Origin of the sequence: Veillonella sp. S13053-19 (assembly GCF_002959835.1) — a bacterium.
Lineage (GTDB): Bacteria > Bacillota > Negativicutes > Veillonellales > Veillonellaceae > Veillonella > Veillonella rogosae.
Genome location: NZ_PPDA01000008.1, coordinates 64,280 through 85,006, shown reverse-complemented (window position 1 = coordinate 85,006; position 20,727 = coordinate 64,280). Strand labels below are relative to the sequence as shown.

Sequence of the window (20,727 nt, the reverse complement as noted above, 5' to 3'; positions counted from 1 at the left end):
GGCCCTCCTTATGGTTGAGCTTTATTTTGGGCATAATAAATGCCTCTATATTCTTTGTAAGGCGTATGCAAATCAGCAAATGCGGCGTCATGTTTTGCTACACGTTGCTCCACAGGTGGTAATTGCATATAATCGCCCCAAATGAGACGTAAATATCTCTCATACCCTTTCATAACAGGTATTTGATGTCCTTCAAAGTCTTTATAAACGACAGAAGCAAAATCCTCTTGCGGATGTCTTAACTTCATGCCTTTTAAACTACCGATTAACTCAGTACACTCCTTGCTTGTATTAAAATCATATTTAGTCATTTGCTTTTCAGCAAAACGCCAAATATGATAGCGCAAGGACTGACTAGAAAAGACTTTATAGATACAGCCTGCTAAGGCACGATACATAGGCCCCTTATTATCTGGTAATCGTTGAGCGTTAAAGAGTGCAAATGTCATAGCCCACATCAACTGCAAAGCACGGCTGATTTTGCCAGGTGCACAACCGTCAATTGGCATAATCTCTAAAGCTAAACCATGACAAATATCTTCGTGCATACTGTGACGATTAATAAAAGTCGTGTTGTTATCTCGAATAGAAGCGCCTGCATCGTGATAAATATGATGACGATCCGTACGACAATAGGTATAACGTTCTGTATCAGCATATTTAGGCCACAACTCTGCTAATTTTTCATAGTCAGGACGAGGCATAAAGAGATCTAAGTCATCATCCCAAGGGATAAAACCATTATGACGTATAGCCCCAATGAGACCACCGCCGCAAAGATAAAAGCGCAAATTATGTTTGTCGCAGAACTCTTTAAAGTACAGCAACATAGTCAGCTCTTTCTCTTGTATTTCCTTTGTCATAGATGTACTCATAGGGACCTCTCTTAACGTAATACAGCTAACACTGTATCTATCATCGTTTTTATATCTTGTAAAAAAGAAAATTCCTTAATACTCTTCAAATTCCAAGCCATCTTGCCTGGTAACACCTCATTGATGTAAACTTCATCTACATTTTGAGCATTTTGTAAAAGCTGATCTTCATCTTTATAGGCAATGCTGGCTACACTTGTTATACCAGCAGGTAACAACAGCGTAGCTTTCATCTCATCCGTATAGGCTGCCACATATCGCGGTACCTCAGGTCTTGTGCCAACAAAGCTCATATCTCCTAAGAGAATGTTGATAAGCTGAGGCAGTTCATCAAGACGACAACTGCGCAGCATATTACCCACCTTAGTAACCCTCATATCATTTTGTGACGTTACTTGAGCACCAAGAGATTCCGCATTTTTTACCATAGTACGGAATTTATAGATACCAAAGGTGCGACCATATTGTGTCACCCGAGTTTGGCGGAAGAAAACCTCACCTTCACTATCTCGTTTAATCATGATGGCTAATACAAGAAATACAGGACTCAATGTAATGAGCATGCCGGCCGCCATGACACGGTCAAAAATGCTTTTACATAAAAGACTTGTTCGTCTTTGATTTAATATTTCAAAATACGGACGCACCTCTTCACACTGTAACTCTTGGGGTAGATCGTGAAAGTTTTTTACTAGCATTCGGTAATAATCCTTTTAAATGTTTCAATGATATATTGCACTTCTTCATCTGTTAACAACGTGTGAAGTGGCAATGTAATCTCATTCTTAAACTGATCATAAGCATTTGGATAATCATCAATAGTAAAGCCTAAATTCTTGTAAGCCGTATGCATAGGAATTGGTTTATAATGTACATTTGTTGCAATTCCAGCTTCAGCCATAGCTTCAATTACCTTGTTACGGTATTCTGCATCACGTCCATCTAAGCGAACTAAGTACAAGTGACCACTACTTTGATGATCATCAGTATAGTGACTTAATACTGTAACAGGTAAATCTTTTAAACCTGCATCATAAGCTTCGATAATTTCCTTACGACGTGCTAACAGTTTTGGATATCTTTCAAATTGCGCCAAACCAATAGCAGCCATAATATCCGTCATATTACATTTGTAATATGTGCCTTTAATATCGTATTCCCATGCGCCAGCCTTAGTTTTAGCAAGAGCATCCTTATCTTGACCATGCAAAGACAACAATTGGAATTGTTTATAAATAGTTTCATCATCGTAGCCCTCAATATAGCGCCATGTAGCGCAGCCACCTTCGGCAGTAGTAAAGTTTTTTACTGCATGGAAGGAGAAACTACTAAAGTCCGCTACATTGCCTGTATGTACACCTTTGTAGGTTGCACCAAAAGAATGAGCGCAGTCCGCTACGATAGGAATATGACCTAATGCTTTTTGAATATCATTGGCTGGAGTAAAGAGAGATTTCTTGTCCTCTACAATGGAGCGCAAGCGCTCATAATCACAAGGTACACCAGCAATATCTACTGGAATAATAGCCTTTGTCTTTGGAGTGATGGCACGAGCTACTGCATCATAATCCATTTCATAAGAGTCCTTTTGTGTATCTACAAGCACTAAGGTAGCACCTACATGGACTACAGGGCTCGCACTAGCTGTATAGGAATAAGCACTTGTAATTACTTCATCACCAGGGCCAATACCTAATACACGAAGAGACATTTCAAGCGCTGCAGTAGCAGAATTCAAGCAAACAGATTTAGGTGTGCCTAACTGTTCGGCAATCTTTTTCTCTAGCTCTTTAGTACGAGGACCAGTTGTAATCCACCCACTTTTTAAGGCTTCAATGACTTCGTTGATTTCTAAGTCGGTAATATCTGGAGGAGAAAAATTAATTTTCATATACATCACCTCAATGCTTTCTGTACCATATTGATACGCTTGATGAATCGATTAGATTACGAATTAAGTAAGATTATTAAGCATCAATTACGATAGAGCCTAATAGAGGAATGCCTACTTGAGTAAGGCGTTTTTTTGCTTCTATCAAATCTTTTGGGCTTGCTACTTCGTTTCTAACAACGAGCATAACACCATCGGATTTTTCAGCTAATACAATAGCATCAGTAACGGATAATACTGGTGGCGTATCGATGATAACCACATCATATTCATCGCGTACATAATCTAAAATTGTTGGCAATTTACTAGAGTCTACTACTTCAGAAGGATGCTGAACCACTTCTCCTGCTGTCAATACATCTAAATGAGGTTGTACATTACGATGAATCGTCAAGTCTTCATCCATCATTACTGCATTAGTAAGACCTTTATTTTGCACATTAAAGGCTAAGTGTTGTACTGGATTGCGTAAATTACCGTCAATCAGTAATACTTTATTATTATTTTTAGATAAAGCTAATGCAGTATTAGCGGCTACTTCAGAGGTGCCTTCACCGCTAGTAGCGGCTGTAATACAGATAAGCTTACATTTTTGTTGATTACACACATATTGTAAATTGCTACGCAATGTACGATATGCTTCTACGAGTGCTGTATCACCACGTTCATTAGAAATTAGTCTGATCATTTTAACCTCTCACTTTGCGCAACAATGCTACGATACGATTACTAGGTTCTTCGTATTCTTTTTCTTCATGATTTGGAATCACACCTAAGTTTTCAATGCCAAGAACATCATTGATTTCTTGTACAGATTGAACTTTGCGATTGCAGAAGAATTGACCCAATGTATAGAGGCAACCAAGGATGAGGCCTAAAATTGCGGAGCCTAATAGAATGAGAACCTTACGCGGAGCAATTGCTTTTTCTGGCAATGTAGGAGCATCTACGATTTGAACTTCATTTGGCACCATCACCTCTGCTACCTTTGCTTCTTCTAAGCGAGTGGATAACATTTGGTAGATATCTTGTGCCACATCTACATCGCGTTTTGCTTGGATATAGCCACGTTCTTTTTCAGGCAAGCCTTTCATAGCTTCTTCGTTTGCTTTATCAAGTTCAGCTAATGTAGATTGTTTACCTTGAGCTACTGCAAGAGCGGCTTCATTTCTAAATTTATCAGCTAACAAACCTTGTTGTGCAGAGTTGCTAGAAGGTGCTTGTTGAGACGCAATAGCGTTAATTTCAGCATTCAGACCACTCTTAGCTTCTTCAATTTGTTGGTTAATTTCTTTCATCGCAGGATGTTCATCAGTATATTTACCAACATAAGAAGCCTTACGAGATTCAAGATCCGCTAATTGACCTTTGTAAGCTTGAACTGTAGCACTATCAGCGATACTTTTACCAGCAGAACCCAATTGTTCATTGATACTGCCTAATGCAGCTTGTGCCGTTTCTAAATCAAGTTGATTTTGCGCTTTTTCACGATCGATAAGTGTAATCTTATCTGTTAAGCCTTTCATTTGATCGGCAGTAGAGTAAACTTTGTTATCAACTTGGAATTGTTGTAATTTCTTTTCTGCTTGTTCTAATTCAGTTTTAGCAGTTACAACACGTTTTTGTAAAAATTCACGAGTAGCACGTTGTTCAACATGAGAAATTTCAGCAAGGCGCTTCAAGAAGTTATCAATTAGCAATTTATTAGCTTCTTGAGCTTGTTCAGGACTTTTGCCTGTTACGCTCACTTGTAACAACTCAGTTTCCTTGTATGGTTTTGTTTCAATACGCGTTTTAACAAACTCTTCGTATGTCGGCGCATTTCCTGTCCCTTCAGGATCTTCAATAGCAGCAATAACTGGTTCTACTACATTACGGCTTTTTAAGATTTCTGCATCTGTGTTCATCAATTGACGAGACATAGCGTCAGAATAGCCATTGGAACTTGATAATACAGAATTGCTTAAGCCTTGAGCCTGCTTAATGCGCAACATAGATGTAGATTGATATGTAGATGGCGCTAAAAAACCATAGGCACCACCTAGTACCATGCAGGCTACCGTAATATTGATAATTTTACGGCGCTTCTTAACGAGGACTTTACCTACCTCTTTTAAATCGATAATTTGTTCCACCCATATACCCCTTTCTGTGAAAGTATACAAACAACAGGGTCTCTCCCTCTAAGGATTATGAACTGTGTCTCTCCCTCTCAAGCAAAGCACAGTGTAAGTAAATATAAAATAGCTATATAACGATGTAGTAATATACGTTAATTAATAACTAATATAGTGACAATTTAGATATTATGATTTGGATGGTATGTAGGAACGATATCCTGTAACACATTGATTACATCCATATCAGTTTTACATGTTTCAAAGCGCTCGATTTCACGGCCTAACCATTCTTGGTTAACATCTTCTAAGGCAGCTTCAAAGATTTTCTTATGCGTAGTTGTATTCGTGCCTTCTTCAGCAGTTAATAACTCTTCGTATAATTTTTCCCCTGGGCGCAAACCGGTAAATTCAATACGAATATCCTTATTTGGTTCAAAACCAGAAAGACGAATCATATTTTTAGCTAAATCTACAATCTTAACTGGTTCGCCCATATCTAAGAGGAACACTTCGCCGCCCTTACCCATGGCACCAGCTTGTAGCACTAGTTGGCTTGCTTCTGGAATGGTCATGAAATAACGAGTCATTTCAGGATCTGTAACAGTTACAGGACCGCCTGCTTCAATTTGTTTACGGAATAAGGGAATAACAGAACCACGGCTACCAAGTACATTACCAAAACGGACCGTAATAAACTTGGTATCATATTTATGATTCATACCTAGTACAACCTTCTCTGCCACCCGTTTAGTGGCCCCCATAACGCTAGTAGGGTTAACAGCTTTATCCGTAGAAATCATAACAAATCGTTCAACCCCATGAGCACCAGCCACATCCGCTACATTTCGGGTACCGTAAATGTTATTAAGCACAGCTGCTATAGGTTGAATTTCCATAAGCGGTACATGTTTATGAGCTGCAGCATGGAATACTACCTCAGGATTATAAGCTTTAAAGATTTGCTCTAATTGATTCTTATCTCGAATATCTGCAATGATAGGTACCAAAGTACCTTCTGGTGCAACACTGCGCAATTCTTGGTGAATAATATAAATACTGTTTTCACCATGGCCAAGTAATAATAATGTCTTAGGTTTTACACGTAGTACTTGGCGACAAATTTCAGAGCCGATAGAACCACCAGCGCCTGTAACGAGAACTACTTTATCCTTAAGGTACGGTTCCACCTTGGATGTATCAAGATGAATTTCATCACGTTCTAATAAATCTTCAATGGAAACAGGATGTAGATGAGATACAAGGACTTCGTCATCGAGTAACTGGTACACTCCTGGCAAGGTATTAATCTTACATTTAAGAGGAGAACAAATTTCCATAATCTCGCGGATAACATCGCGCTTAACCGACGGCATAGCAATGATGATTTCTTCAATCTTATATTTGGCTGCCAACATAGGAATATCTTCACGATTACCTAAAATTCTAAAGCCATTCATAAGGCGGTTATGTTTGAACATATCATCATCTACAAAGCCAATGATTCGACGAGAGCGCTTATGATATCGCTCTATTTCACGAGCAATAGTTGCCCCTGCATCGCCAGCACCAATGATCAACGTATTCACTTGACCACTTTCACCATCATCCCCACTGCTATAATGAAGCGCCACATAATGTAGCAACATGCGTCCCATACCTACTGCACCAGTTGTAAGGAACCAGGTAATAAAATAGATTGATCTTGGTAATGATTTACCAAATACAAACATAGAGGAGTAAAAGATTGCTGTACCTACTGTCGTAGCGACAGATACTGCCAATACCTCTCGCATCCCTGCATAACGCCAAATACGCGTGTACAAATGCATAAGCAAGAACATCAACATATAGGAAACTAGTAGTAGCGGTAAGGCATCTACCATTTGGTTAATATATTGAGGTTCTATGTAGCCATCAAATCGAATAAATAGACTGACAAATGCAACAATAACAATAGTTGCAATATCGGCAATAAACAATATGGCTGGTAATAAATATGAACGCAAAAGAACGCCCCCTTATATGACAGATAATTCTTATCCTTAATCCTTACCTATGCGTGATACCATATAAGCGCCAGTTAAGATTGGCGCAATATCACGAGCAAAGTTAATACGGCTGTTTTTAGTTAAGTAAAGAACATCGCCCTCTCTCATAATATAATTTTCAGACATATCCCCAGTTTGTAAGATACGATTTAGATTAATTGGGATTGGTTTTTCTGGATTATCTTGGTGAATTAAATAAATTTTCTTCTTCGCTGTATCCCAGTTGAAGCTACCTGCCGCGCCAATCGCATCAATAACTGTGCTAGACTTAGTTAGCGTATAAGCACCTGGTCGATTAATTTCACCAAATACATATACTCGTACACCACCAAGTTTTGTAACATTTACAGTAATATCTGGATTAATAATGTATCGAGATAACCCTTGTTGCAATTCAGCAGTAAACTCATCAACAGTTAAACCGTCTGCTTTTACGGCACCTACCATAGGGAAAGATACATAACCATCTGGACGAACTGCATACATAATGTCATTACCATTACGAGTACCAAGATCAGCTTGTTGCACTACTTGAATCGTTAATTCATCCCCTTGACGTAGGCGATATTCTTTGTCAGAGCTAATTACTGATGCACTAGTTTCCAAAGGTGCATGACCTTCCACCTGTGCATTTTTACTATTATAGCCCTGTTCAGCTGTTACACTTACTGGTGCTGCCATAGCGGTTGTCGTTGCACATAAGAATGCAGCCATCATCACATACTGTTTTTTATTCATACTTTACCTCTTTGTTTTACATTCAACATGTTCAATACATCACATGATTATTAGTATTGTTAATACTAAAAAATCGGTTAAGCTATTTTATCATTTTTTTAAATATACTTCTATAAACCTAAGATATTCTGAGTGAACTTCATTAAACCTTCAACAACAAATTCAGTAAATACAGTGTTTTCACGGCATTTTCATGAGTGATTTTTTACACATTTCATAGATAATTCACTCCGTTTTTTATTAAAATTTAGTAAAATAATTAAATATATGTAAAGTCATTTCACTATTGGTTCACGTTTTCACCGCTCACTCATCACTTTTATTGATAAACAAAAAAAATAAGGTGTATATACTAAAAAATTAGTATATACACCTTATTTAAAATTTTAGATAAATATGGTCATTATTTACTATAATTTACTCAACCCGACCACCTAAGTAAGCTTCCATAACACGTGGATTATGGCGCACTTCATCAGCTGGACCAGACAAGACCATTTTACCTGTTTCTAATACATAAGCGTAATCAGCAATTTTTAATGCTTGACGCACATTTTGTTCTACTAAGAGAACTGTTGTACCTTCAGCACTGATTTCTTTGATAGTTTCAAAAATTTCATTAACTACCAATGGAGCAAGGCCCATAGATGGTTCGTCTAACAATAACAATTTTGGACGAGCCATAAGTGCACGACCAATGGCAAGCATTTGTTGTTGGCCACCAGATAACGTACCACCTAATTGGTAGCTACGCTCGTCAAGAATTGGGAATCGTTTAAATACCTTTTTGATATCCTCTTCGATTTCCTTATCTTTACGAATATAAGCGCCCATTTCTAAGTTTTCATAAACGCTCATATCTTGTAAAATTTGACGTCCTTCAGGCACTAAGGAAATACCACCATGTACAATCTGATGGGTTTGACGACCAGTAATATCCTGACCTTCAAAGATCACTCGACCAGAAGTTGGTTTTACAAGGCCCATTATTGTTTTCATAGTTGTAGTTTTACCAGCACCATTGGCACCAATAAGAGATACAACAGAACCTTGTGGCACTTCTAAACTCACGTCTTTTAAGGCTGTAATATGTCCATAACCAGCCACAATATTTTCTAGTTTTAACATATTACACCTCCTCTTTACCTAAGTATGCTTCAATTACAGCCTCGTTATTTTGAATTTCTTGAGGTGTACCTTCAGCAATTTTCTTACCAAAATTAAGAACTACCATACGATCACAGATATTCATCATTAATTCCATGGCATGTTCAATAACTACAACAGTAATACCTAAGTCACGAATCTTACCGATTAGTTGGCGAAGAACTTCAGTTTCACTATCATTCATACCCGCCGCAGGTTCATCGAGCAAGATCAATTGTGGATGTGTTGCTAAAGCACGAGCAATTTCAAGGCGACGTTGCTTACCATATGGCAGTGATGTAGCAACCTCTTCAGCATCTTCTTCTAGGCCTACAAGCTTTAAGAACTCGTAAGCAATGCCACGACAACGCTCTTCTTCGATGCGTTGACGTTTTGTTTTCAAGAAGCTAGACAAGAAACCAGACCCAGTACGACAATGCATACCAGTTAATACAGTTTCAAGAGCTGTCATATTACCAAAAAGACGAATATTTTGGAACGTACGAGCAATCCCCATTTCAACAGTTCTATGCGGCTTAATACCTACTACAGACATGCCGTCAAAAACGATTTCACCAGAGCTTGCTGGAAATACACCAGTAATCAAGTTAAAAAGTGTAGTCTTGCCGGCACCATTTGGACCGATAACACCAAATACTTCACCTTGTTTAACACCAAAGGATACACCAGTGAGAGCTGCAACGCCACCAAAGCTTTTACTTACTTCATTTAATTCTAATAGCATTCAGTTCCCTCCTATCCTTGTTTTTCTTCTTGTTGTTTGCGTTTGTACGCTTCAAAGCGTTCTGTTAATACTTGTGATTCTGGAATATAAGGAGCTTTTTTAAAGCCTAACTTACGGCTAATTTTGTCCACCATAGATTCCGTTAAAATACCATCTGGACGAACAGCCATCAAGATAACAAGTAAAGCACCATAAATGATATCTCGATAATCGGACAAGAAACGCAATACTTCTGGCAATAATGTAAGAATAAAGGAGCCGAGTACGGAACCCCACACTACATTAGAGCCACCAAATACAGGGAATAACAAGATTTGTACTACTTTATGGTAGCTAAAATCTGTAGGATTAATAAAGTTTGTAATGTGAGCATACAAACCGCCACCGATACCAGCAATAAATGCACCAATAATAAAGGCCATCATTTTGTAGTATACAACGTTAATCCCCATTAATTCTGCCGCATGATCATCCGCTTTGATTGCTGCAAAAGCTCGACCAACACGACTATTATTAATGCGTACACAGAAAGCAATAATCAAAACTAAAATAGCCAACAAAATAATGATAGCTATCAAATTTCCCCATGTCACAGCATCAAGGCCCATTAGGCCATCCATATCAAATTCATAGGCATAGTTTGTCAATTCTTGAGGAATAGAAGGGATGCCAGATAAACCTAATGCACCATTTGTAACATCTAAATTCAAGAAAATAACGCGTACTACTTCACCAAAACCAAGAGTTGAAATAGCTAGGTACAAGCCTTTAAGTCTTGTTGTTGGTAAGCCAATGATAACTGCTACAAGACTTGCAACTAAGCCACCTACTAGAATGCCAACAACGATAGGCAATTCAGCTTTCAAAGAAAGCATAGCGCCTACATAAGCACCTACACTCATAAAGCCTGCTGCCCCAAGAGAGAGCTGACCACTGGCAAGTGTAAAGTAAATAGAAATACCCATGATGGCATTAATGATGAAGAACATCACGATCTGTAGATAATACGGGTTTAATAAATCCATCATGGTCTCCCCCCTTTATCTTTGGAACCAAACAAGCCTTGTGGGCGCCAGAACAATAATAGGATAATGAGACCAAAGGCTACGGCATCACGGAATGTAGAAGCACCATAGGCAACAGAGAATACCTCTGCTACACCAAGAATGAAGCCACCAACCATGGCACCAGTAATATTGCCAAGACCACCTAAAATAAGAACCGCAAGACCTTTAAAGCCGATGATAACGCCCATAGTAGGTTCAATAGCATTAAAGGATAAGCCTACTAATACACCTGCAGCTGCACCTAGTGCAGAGGCAATCATTACTGTAACAGAAATAATCATCGTAGGGTTAATACCTAGAAGTGCTGCCGTTTCAGTACTCATTGATACGGCGCGAATAGCCTTACCAATTTTAGTTTTCTTAATAACTATATTTAAAATGAGCATTAAAACGATAGAAACACCTAAGCCAATGATTTGTACCATGGAAATTTTAAAAGCCCCAAAGTCAATGAGACCACCAATATAATCTGGTGGGAAAGATCTTGTTTGAGGACCCCAAAGCAATAATGCCAAGCTTTCAATAAAGATAGAAACACCAATGGTACTAATGAGTGGTGCCAAGTGAGACACCTTTTTCTTGCGTAGTGGACGAAGAGCCACGAATTCTAGAAGATAACCAAGGATAGCACCTACTGCCATAGCTACGATAAGGGCTACAAAAATGTTAACGTTAAAAATTGTTACCATAAAAAGACCAACGAAGGCACCTATCATGAAGATGCCTCCGTGAGCCATGTTGATAATATTCAAAACACCAAACACAAGTGTTAAGCCAATAGCGAGTACAGCATATAAGCTACCGAGGGTTAACCCGTTAACTAATTGTTGTAAAAACACTATACTACCTCAACTTATTTTGTTAATGCGTCAAATTGACCATTTTTAATTTGTAATACTTGAACTTCCATGGAAGGATCGCGTTTTTCATTGAACTTGAATTGACCAGTTACACCAACGAAGTCAGCAATGTTTTTCAATGCTTCACGGAATTTTTCACGATCAGTTGTGGAGCCTGCTTTTTTCAACGCTGCTTCATAAAGATATACGGCATCGTATGCTTGTGCGGCGAATTGGTCAGGTTCTTTACCATATTTAGCTAGATAAGCTTTGCGGAAATCTTTAACCTTTTGGTCTTCTTTATTAGGGAACCAAGGTGTACCAACGATAACGCCGTTAGCCGCATCGCCAGCAATTTTAATGAATTGTGGGCTGTTGAAGCCATTAGAGCCAACTACAGGTTGGTTCATACCCATTTCACGCATTTTTTTCATGATAAGGGCACCTTCTTGGTAAAGGGATGCAACGATAATTACATCTGGTTTAGCTTGTTGAATCTTAGTCAATTGAGCAGAGAAGTCAGTATCTTTATCTGCAAATGTTTCAGTATCAACGATTTGTACGCCTACAGATTCCAATGCTTTACGAGCTGTATTGTTTACAGATACCATTTGGTCATTGTTGTTAGAATACATAATAGCTGCTGTTTTAAAGCCTAATGTTTTATGAGCTTCTTTGATAGCTGTGTCTACAGCCAAGGATTCTGGAACAGCATTACGGAAGATATAATCCCCAATATCTGTAATACCTTCAGCAGTTGTAGATGTACCAAGCGCGACTACTTTGCTTTTATTTGCTACAGGACCAGCTGCCATCATTTCACCAGATAGCATAGGACCGATAACTGCTACAACTTTATCTTTTGCAATTACTTTGTTCATCGCATTGATAGCTTCGTTTTTATCACCTTTAGTATCTTCTACTAACAAATTAATTTTTACAGCGTTTGCATCAGCGTTGATTTCGCTTACAGCCAATTCTGCACCAGCTTTAATGGATTCACCATATGCTGCGGCACCACCAGTTGTTGTTGTCAATAATGCAATTTTAGCTTCATTGCTATTTGCATTTCCTGCATCTTTATTGCTACCACAACCAGCAGCAACTGCCATTACACCAGCAAGACCAAAAATGGCTGCTTTTTTCAACATGGATTTATTCATGTTACACCCTTCCTTAAAAACATAAAACTTTAAATCTATTCCTATATTATGAGAATCTAAAATACTTTGTCAATTAAAAGATAATGATTTTAATTCCCCAATAATATATACATTAAATAAGCTATTCAGATAATCTTTCCCACTTCTCATACAATGAATCTAACTCACTTTGAGTTTCCTCAATTTGCATAGAGATTTTGGACATTTCATCTAAATCTTGTTGCACTACAGGATTCGCTAATTGCACCTCGTACATCTTCATTGTTGCCTCAAGGCGAGCGATTTCGGATTCTACCTCTGCTAATTGTTTTTCCACCATATAGGCATTCGGTTTCTTCTGATTTTCCTCTGTAGATTCTAATGCTGAAAGTGCTGGCTCGTCAGCTGAAACACATTTGCTCTGAACCTTATCAGCTTCTAACTTTTGCTCATTAGCTAACGCTAATAAGTCTGCTTGCTCCTTCAGCTTTTCCTTATAGTATGAGTAATTACCGAGATACTCAGTGATTTTTCCATCATCTAGAACTACTGTTTTTGTAGAAACTTGATCCAAGAAATATCTATCGTGAGAAATAATGAAACAGGTTACTTCAAATTGTTGCAGTGCTTCTTCCACAATTTCTCGCGTAGGAATATCTAAATGGTTTGTCGGTTCGTCTAAAATGAGGAAATTATCACCTTGAAGAAATAATTTCAGCAATGCCAAACGCGCTCTTTCACCACCGGATAAATCACCGACCAGTTTAAACACATCATCTCCTTTAAAGAGAAATGCACCAAGTACATTACGAGCCTTATCTTCACTGTAGTTAAAATGATTCATAATCTCTTCTACTACCTGCCAAGAATCATGTAACTCTTCGTGCTCTTGTGAGAAGTAACCCACTTGTACACGATTGCCAATATCTACATGACCAGATTCAGGGAATAGTTCGCCTACAATAGTTTTTACTAGAGTCGATTTACCTGCTCCATTAGGACCGATAAGAGCTACAGACTCACCGCGACGAACAACGAGAGATATATCATCAATAATGCGACTTTCACCATATCCAACAGATAAGTGATCTAAGACTAGAACCTTATCAGCACTCATAGCTGCTGGAGGGAAGGAAAATTGTAAATGATGTGAAGTAACAGGTGCCTCAAGACGCTCTAATCGATTAAGTTGCGACTGTCGACCACGCGCCATTTTAGACTTGATACCTGCCCGGTATTTATCTATATAAGCCTCTGTTTTCTTGATGTACTCTTGTTGCTTCTCATAAGCCACCATATCAGCCTTCAACCGTTCATCACGTTGTTGAATATAACGACTATAGTTACCACGATACGTTGTAGCCTTATGATTATCTAGCTCCACAACGCCAGTGACGATACGATCTAAGAAATAGCGGTCATGGCTGACGATGAGAATGCCACCAGGATAGGCGGATAAGTATCCTTCAAGCCACTCGAGCATATCCATATCTAAATGGTTTGTCGGTTCGTCTAAAAACAGAAAATCTGGACGACGAACCAAGGCCTTTGCTAAGTTAATACGCGTCTTTTGACCACCAGAAAAAGCATTAGCTGGTTTGTCTAGGTCTTCATCAGTAAAACCTAAACCATAAACAATACGCTTTGTCTTTTGCTCATAGTCATACCCACCAAGCCATTCTAGACGATTTTGTAAATAATCTAAGCGTTGTAAATCAGCTTCACTAGCCACTTCCGTTTCTAAACGACTCGTAAGTTCTTTAAGTTGTTCTTCCAATGCATGTACATCAGCCCAGGACTTTTCAATCTCAGTAGCTAAACTATCGTCACCAAGATTTACATCTTGTTGCAAGTAGCCAATACTTGCAACAGGAGACTTAACTACATTGCCTTCATCAAGCTCCTCATAACCTAATATGCATTTTAATAAGGTAGATTTACCGGCCCCATTGGGCCCTACCAAGGCGAGTCGATCGCCCTCTTTTATCTCAAAAGAAACATTGGAAAATACTTGGCGCACCCCAAATGATTTTCCAAGGCCTATCATTCGAATGCGTTCCATTCACAACCTCCTAATCATTTACCCTTTATTATACCACAGTTGCCCGGACCAACATCAACATCTCTACAGAATCTTTTGATTTTCTGCTATGACGAAATAATTTGCCCAATAATGGAATATCTCCTAATATGGGTACCTTTTGTATTTGCTGCTGGTCTCGATTATCCATGAGTCCACCTATGACAAGCACTTCGCCTTGTTGTAGACGTACTCGAGTATGAGCCTGCCTTGTACTAATTTTATAAGCTTTCATTTCCGAAACCATAATCGGTGTACTTACCTCGGCATGTATTTTTGCGTCTACACCGCCATCTGCAGTAATAATAGGAGTATAGTTTAACTTAATCCCCACCTCTTCATAGCGAGTAGATCGCTTGCGCTCTCCATTCACCTCTGACTCTTCTATAACGGGTATACGTTCCCCTATTAATATGTGTGCAGTCTCACCATTGAGGGCCATAATAGATGGTTTAGCTATTAGAACAGCTTTTCCAGAACTTTCCATAAGACTTAGTTCTGGTTTCACAAAAAACTTATAAGCTTCTCCACTTGGTGTTTTACCAAAGGTAACAGCCCCATACGAATTAGTCTTATCTTCACCATGACCAGTCAAACTGAGCCAAGACCAACGAAAACCTTGTTCTTTTGCATAGGATTGCTCCATAGCAATAATCGTAGCTTCTAATTGTACTTGTTTAGGCTCCTTATCAATAGCATGGACTAAGGTTTCTATCCGTCTTTTTTCTCCGCTCGTTAAATGCATAATAACCTCATTTTGTTCTGAAAGTACGGCCATTTTATCATTTTTTACTACAGTGCCCATTACAGCTTTCAAAGATTCTGCTGGTAAGTGTTCTGGGGATAGTATATAGAGTTCCCTGTTCTCCAGTACTGTTTCATCAGATTCAATAAGTAATGTATTATGTTGTTTTGATACAGAAAAATGATATATCCGCCCTAGCTCTTTAATAACCTCTTCTGGAGACTCCCCTTTTACGGTTGCCGTAATATTTCCCTTTAATGACTCTACACCGATAACTGATATACCATAACTTCGACAAATGCCTAATACAGTCTCTCTTAATGAGCCGTTCCGTACAGATATTGTAATTGGTTCTTTATCTTTATTAATCTCAACACTATTGGTTACAGTATTGGTTTCACTATTGCTTACAGTATTGATTTCACTATTGGTTACAGTATTTGTTACCTTTTCTTCTGTAGTATTTCCTAATACAACTAATGGTCCTATTAATAATAAATATGTCAGTATAGCTATTAGTGTAACTATTTTTATGATTACTCGATTTTTAGCCATCGTGATGAACCTCCTTCGACGATTTCTACACTATTTTCAGTAATAGCAGATACGGATATCCCTTGCCAACTACTTCCAATTGTAAGTATCTGCTCCTCTGAGCCTCTTCGTAAAATAGCAATCTTTTGGTTTCCTTCAATAATTCCCACAAGTTCAATCGGTTGTTCTAAAGTCAACGCATTGGAATTAATACTTGTTCTGGAGTGAACACTTTCATTACTATAGTTATTGGTATCATCATGGATCATATTGCTATTCCAATCTTTATTCTTTCTATCCGTCTTTATAAATTTATTCTTAGTACTTCTATGCTGCCGTGAAGTTATTTTATTACTTATTTTCTTACTATTACTAATTGATGTTTCATCATTACTAATAGTATCTAAATCGTTATCCATATCTTTCGTCTCATCATTTTGGCTTAATAAATCGGTACTAGAAATATCTTTAAAGACCTCTCGCCAAGGATGAGACCGTTCTATACTACTCACATCATATAGTAAGCGTCCTTTAACAATAGAGTTCTCTTTCTCATCATGTACGGACTTATTATCCACGCCCTCTTTACTAAATTTTTCGTTATCGTTACCACTTCTGTTTTTATTAGGTCTCTTTTGTGATTGCTCTTTTGCATCTACCTTCCTTTGATTATCAATAGTACCCTCTGATTGAGCTGAAATAATATTGATGTGTTCCTCTTCGTGAGGATAAAAAATGCCAACTACTATCATTGCTAAAGCCAGTATAAAAAATATAAAAATCGCAATTCGATAGTGTCGTACAAGAAAACATTGTCTACCAATCCAGCCTTTGATCTGTTCTATATAGTCTTGTAAGTTCATAATTCACCTCCTTCGAACTATTTCTAGGAGCCCCTTCTAAATCCCTACAAAAAAATGACTCTACCAGTCACCTAGGTGACTAATAGAGTCATTCATTATATTGACAAATCAAAAAGATTTGCTCTTATTTTATTTACTGTTAAAACCATCTGGATGAGATGTATGCCATTTCCAAGCATCTTTGATAACATCAGCTACATTGCTGAATTTAGGGTCCCAACCAAGTAAATTTTTGATTTTTTCAGAAGAAGCAATCAAAGTACCTGGGTCACCAGCACGGCGCTCACCATATTGAACAGGAATATCAATGCCTGTAACCTCTTTTGCAGTTTCGATGATTTCTTTTACGGAGAAGCCATTACCACTACCAAGATTAAATACTTGGGATTCTCCACCTTTACGTAAATAGTCCATGGCTAATACATGAGCAGCTGCCAAATCATTAACATGAATATAGTCGCGCACACATGTACCATCAGCTGTATCGTAGTCAGTACCAAATACAGTTATATGTTCTCTTTTACCACGAGCTGCATCGAGCACAAGGGGAATCAAATGAGTCTCTGGATGATGGTCTTCCCCAATCGTACCAGATGGATCAGCACCTGCCGCATTGAAGTAGCGCAATGCTACGTATGTAGAACCATAAATAGAACTGTAATCAGATAGCATTTCTTCAATCATCAATTTAGTGCGACCATATACATTCGTTGGTTGCAATTGGGCACCCTCTCGAATTGGTACCACCTCAGGCTCACCATATACTGCAGCCGTACTAGAGAATACGAAATGCTTCACACCTGCAGCACGAGCAGATTCAATAAGGTGATAAGAGCCAACCACATTATTTTCATAATAAATAGCTGGATTTACCATGGATTCTCCAACTTGAGAGTGGGCTGCAAAATGCATAACACCAATGATATTATGCTCTTTCATAATATCGACTAACTTAGGATCTGCAATATCCATATTGTAGAATGTAACCCCTTCAGGAATAGATTCTACATGTCCGCGAGATAAATTATCTACAATGATTGGTGTATAACCTGCTTGTTGTAAGGCACGTACAGTATGACTCCCAATATAGCCAGCACCACCTGTTACTAAAATATTCATAGTTCCCCCTTATGAATTATGTGTATCCTTTGCACGAGCTAATTTAGGCCCGATGAGACGTTTATAGACCTCAACACCTGGTTGGTCAAAGGCATCAACACCAGCAAAAATAGACTCGAAATAAACCGCCCAACAATGCATAAACATAATTTCCCCTAAATGGAATGCATTAAGTGTTGGAACAGTTATAGTCATGTTAAAGCGATTGTCACTAGATAAGGCCTCTCTATTGGCATCTAAGGCAATATTTAAAATATCACAAATCCCTACATCAGATAGAGAGTGTAAACGTTCATATTCACTATATGTATCTGGTACGATGAGATTATGTTTCCAGTCTTTAACCTTAATAAATTGAACGACTTTATTAAGGCGCCCCTCTTGATGTTCCTGCACTTGAGCGTGCATATCCATAGTGCCTACTGCAGCTACTGGAGTACGACCATATGGCAAACATGTATTACTCATCTTACCAAGCGATTCAGATAAAAGCTGCACATACCAGTCGGATAAAGAGTGAAGCGCGTCACTATATGGCATAAATACTTCAATAATACGACCATACCGTTCTGATGCAATATATTTTAATAAAGCACTTAATAAAGCAGGATTTTTGAAAATATCCTCTTCTTGGCAGGCTACGTCCATAGACGCTGCACCAGCTAAGAAGCCTTCAATATCAAAGCCCACAAGTGCAGCCGTTACAAAGCCTACTTCTGTAAATACAGAGAAGCGTCCACCAACGCCATATGGAATACTATAAGTCTTCCAATTATTTTCTAGCGCCATAGCCCTTAAAATTGTAGGATGTTCATCATCAGATACATCTGTTACAGCTACTACTTCATAGTTAATGTTGCGATCTTGTAAAGCCTTCTCCAAAATCATAAAGTTAGCCATTGGTTCGATTGTAGATCCAGACTTGGAGGTAATAACAAGCATCACCTTATAGTCAGAACCTTTTTTCTGAGCTTGATATTCTAAGGTACGGATAAGACCTGCTAAATAGTCGCCATCTACGTTAAAACCAGCAAAGTACATCCGTGGGTATCCATTGCGTTCTTCTGTGCTTAGATTATTCCAAAACGCACCACATTGAACGTCAAAAATAACCTTGCTCCCTAAATAAGAGCCGCCAATGCCTACAGACACAACTGTATCAATATTGTGACGTGCATAGTCACGCAATTCGTAAAGACGTTTCAACATATCTGGTGTATTGATACCGTCTTCCGAAATGTATGGAAGCTGATAAAACAATACAGGTTCAGGTAAACCATCTTTAGAAACATGGCCTTCTTCAAAGCCTGTAGAACGTAAAATATTTGTATGACGCCACACATTCTGTATAGCTCGTTCAAAATTATTTACATCTCGCTCTTGTATGCAACTTTCATTATATATGTTAGCGTAATCTAACTCGAACCCCGATTGTAATCGCAACATCAAATATCTCCTTCACTGACATTTTATGTACAATATTTTACCCATTATATCATAAAAGAATGAATAAAATATTAGTTTATGCAATCAGTTTACCCACAAACCATAACCGAAGCCTACTGCATAGACAGACCACAGCAACGCAATAGGAATAGCCAGCTTAAATTTAACTTTTAACGTCTTATGGCGCCACAGAACCATGCCTAATAAAGCACCTACACCACCAAAGGAAAATGCTAAAAATAATAAAGTAAACTCTGAAATCCGTCCATATCCCTTAATGGCACATAATTTATCATATCCATACATACTAAATACGATGAGATTCCAGACACCTACAGTTACCCAAAATTGTGTATCACTCATATCCCCAAACCTTGTATCCCTTACTTATGATGAGCTTTAAAATATTCTAATGTTTTTTGTAAGCCGTCCTCTAGTGTAGTTGTCGCAACAAAGCCAAAATCGCGTTCTGCCTTGGCATTACTTAAACGAGAATGCTTGATATCCCCTACCCGCTCAGCCTCATAGTGCACCATAAAGTCTGCACCACTAATAGCACGGAATCGCGTAATCAACTCATTAACAGATGTACCCTTATTGGTAGATACATTATAAATACCTGTACATTGACTATTTCCCATAGCCTTAATATTAGCATCTACCACATCATCTACATAAATGAAGTCTCTAGTTTGCTCGCCATCACCGTATACGGTTAAAGGCTGGCCTTCAACGATTAAACGGTTGAATACACTGATAACGCCACCTTCACCACCATCACCTTGACGTGGTCCATATACATTGGCATATCTAAAGCACACTGTATTTAATCCAAAGGCTTCACGATAAATACGTAAATAACCTTCTGCAGTAAGCTTTGTTAGTCCGTAAAAGGAAGAAGGCATGCCACTTAATTCCTCAATTAATGGCAATACTGCTAAATCTCCATAAACAGCAGCGGACGAAGGCATTAAGACTTGTTCAACTTTCACCTGACGACATGCATCTAAAACATTAATAAGACCCAATAGATTCACATCACAGTCATAACTAGGGTTCTCCATAGATGATTGAACCATAGTTTGCGCCGCCTCGTGAAATACGATAGAGGGCTTAAACTCTTCAAAAATAGATACTAATTTAGGATCTCGTACATCCATCTCAATAAATTGAGCTGCTTCATGTACAAAAGAACGCATACCAGTAGACAAATTATCTATAACAAGCACATTGTGCCCTAATTCAATTAATCGATCCACAAGATGAGAGCCAATAAATCCAGCCCCACCTGTAACACATATATTCATAGTACCCTCCCTTCTTATATTT

Annotated in this window: 19 protein-coding genes; all 19 read right to left on the bottom strand. The window is 38.3% G+C overall.

Translation table 11 applies throughout. From position 1 onward, the window contains the following. Nucleotides 1–8: 8 nt before the first annotated feature. Nucleotides 9–875, bottom strand: coding sequence for a phosphorylcholine transferase LicD (locus VEHSUH06_RS03855; RefSeq protein WP_105097836.1), 867 nt, complete (start codon nucleotides 873–875; stop codon nucleotides 9–11). Nucleotides 876–886: 11 nt separating this feature from the next. Next, nucleotides 887–1,573, bottom strand: a complete 687-nt coding sequence (locus tag VEHSUH06_RS03850; RefSeq protein WP_105097835.1) for a sugar transferase — start codon at nucleotides 1,571–1,573, stop codon at nucleotides 887–889. Then, nucleotides 1,567–2,766, bottom strand: a complete 1,200-nt coding sequence (locus tag VEHSUH06_RS03845) for a DegT/DnrJ/EryC1/StrS aminotransferase family protein (RefSeq protein WP_105097834.1) — start codon at nucleotides 2,764–2,766, stop codon at nucleotides 1,567–1,569. The genes VEHSUH06_RS03850 and VEHSUH06_RS03845 overlap by 7 nt, the downstream gene beginning before the upstream one ends. Before the next feature lie 76 nt (nucleotides 2,767–2,842). Further along, nucleotides 2,843–3,454 (bottom strand): CpsD/CapB family tyrosine-protein kinase, encoded by a 612-nt coding sequence (locus VEHSUH06_RS03840; RefSeq protein WP_105097833.1) that lies wholly within the window; start codon nucleotides 3,452–3,454, stop codon nucleotides 2,843–2,845. 1 nt (nucleotide 3,455) lies between these two features. Continuing rightward, a complete protein-coding gene (locus VEHSUH06_RS03835) occupies nucleotides 3,456–4,901 on the bottom strand; it encodes a GumC family protein (protein WP_105097832.1) in 1,446 nt (481 codons plus the stop codon). 164 nt (nucleotides 4,902–5,065) lie between these two features. After that, nucleotides 5,066–6,892, bottom strand: coding sequence for a nucleoside-diphosphate sugar epimerase/dehydratase (locus VEHSUH06_RS03830; protein ID WP_105097831.1), 1,827 nt, complete (start codon nucleotides 6,890–6,892; stop codon nucleotides 5,066–5,068). A gap of 36 nt (nucleotides 6,893–6,928) precedes the next feature. Then, nucleotides 6,929–7,672, bottom strand: a complete 744-nt coding sequence (locus tag VEHSUH06_RS03825; protein ID WP_105097830.1) for a polysaccharide biosynthesis/export family protein — start codon at nucleotides 7,670–7,672, stop codon at nucleotides 6,929–6,931. A gap of 417 nt (nucleotides 7,673–8,089) precedes the next feature. Beyond that, on the bottom strand, nucleotides 8,090–8,800 hold the full coding sequence (locus tag VEHSUH06_RS03820; RefSeq protein ID WP_009372121.1) for an ABC transporter ATP-binding protein: 711 nt from the start codon (nucleotides 8,798–8,800) through the stop codon (nucleotides 8,090–8,092). Between the two features lies 1 nt (nucleotide 8,801). Beyond that, nucleotides 8,802–9,563 (bottom strand): ABC transporter ATP-binding protein, encoded by a 762-nt coding sequence (locus tag VEHSUH06_RS03815; RefSeq protein ID WP_054747712.1) that lies wholly within the window; start codon nucleotides 9,561–9,563, stop codon nucleotides 8,802–8,804. 11 nt (nucleotides 9,564–9,574) lie between these two features. Further along, nucleotides 9,575–10,588 carry a branched-chain amino acid ABC transporter permease gene (locus VEHSUH06_RS03810; protein WP_105081372.1) on the bottom strand — a complete coding sequence of 338 codons (1,014 nt, stop codon included), beginning with the start codon at nucleotides 10,586–10,588 and terminating at the stop codon, nucleotides 9,575–9,577. After that, entirely contained in the window at nucleotides 10,588–11,469 is an 882-nt protein-coding gene (locus tag VEHSUH06_RS03805) for a branched-chain amino acid ABC transporter permease (protein WP_009350906.1), read from the bottom strand. Before VEHSUH06_RS03805 ends, VEHSUH06_RS03810 begins: the two co-directional genes overlap by 1 nt. Nucleotides 11,470–11,483: 14 nt before the next feature. Further along, a complete protein-coding gene (locus VEHSUH06_RS03800; protein WP_105097829.1) occupies nucleotides 11,484–12,632 on the bottom strand; it encodes an ABC transporter substrate-binding protein in 1,149 nt (382 codons plus the stop codon). Between the two features lie 121 nt (nucleotides 12,633–12,753). Further along, nucleotides 12,754–14,673 (bottom strand): ABC-F family ATP-binding cassette domain-containing protein, encoded by a 1,920-nt coding sequence (locus VEHSUH06_RS03795; RefSeq protein WP_105097828.1) that lies wholly within the window; start codon nucleotides 14,671–14,673, stop codon nucleotides 12,754–12,756. A 28-nt stretch (nucleotides 14,674–14,701) separates the two neighbouring features. Next, nucleotides 14,702–15,991, bottom strand: a complete 1,290-nt coding sequence (locus VEHSUH06_RS03790) for a type II secretion system protein GspD (RefSeq protein ID WP_105097827.1) — start codon at nucleotides 15,989–15,991, stop codon at nucleotides 14,702–14,704. Further along, on the bottom strand, nucleotides 15,973–16,833 hold the full coding sequence (locus VEHSUH06_RS03785; protein WP_105097826.1) for a hypothetical protein: 861 nt from the start codon (nucleotides 16,831–16,833) through the stop codon (nucleotides 15,973–15,975). Before VEHSUH06_RS03785 ends, VEHSUH06_RS03790 begins: the two co-directional genes overlap by 19 nt. 129 nt (nucleotides 16,834–16,962) lie before the next feature. Beyond that, entirely contained in the window at nucleotides 16,963–17,952 is a 990-nt protein-coding gene (gene galE / locus VEHSUH06_RS03780; protein ID WP_105097825.1) for a UDP-glucose 4-epimerase GalE, read from the bottom strand. Nucleotides 17,953–17,961: 9 nt separating this feature from the next. Further along, nucleotides 17,962–19,398, bottom strand: coding sequence for a glucose-6-phosphate isomerase (locus VEHSUH06_RS03775; protein WP_009372081.1), 1,437 nt, complete (start codon nucleotides 19,396–19,398; stop codon nucleotides 17,962–17,964). An 84-nt stretch (nucleotides 19,399–19,482) separates the two neighbouring features. Beyond that, a complete protein-coding gene (locus tag VEHSUH06_RS03770; RefSeq protein ID WP_009372056.1) occupies nucleotides 19,483–19,761 on the bottom strand; it encodes a DUF1294 domain-containing protein in 279 nt (92 codons plus the stop codon). Nucleotides 19,762–19,781: 20 nt separating this feature from the next. Beyond that, nucleotides 19,782–20,705: an NAD-dependent epimerase/dehydratase family protein gene (locus VEHSUH06_RS03765; RefSeq protein WP_105097824.1), complete on the bottom strand. Its 924-nt coding sequence runs from the start codon at nucleotides 20,703–20,705 to the stop codon at nucleotides 19,782–19,784. Nucleotides 20,706–20,727: the final 22 nt, after the last annotated feature.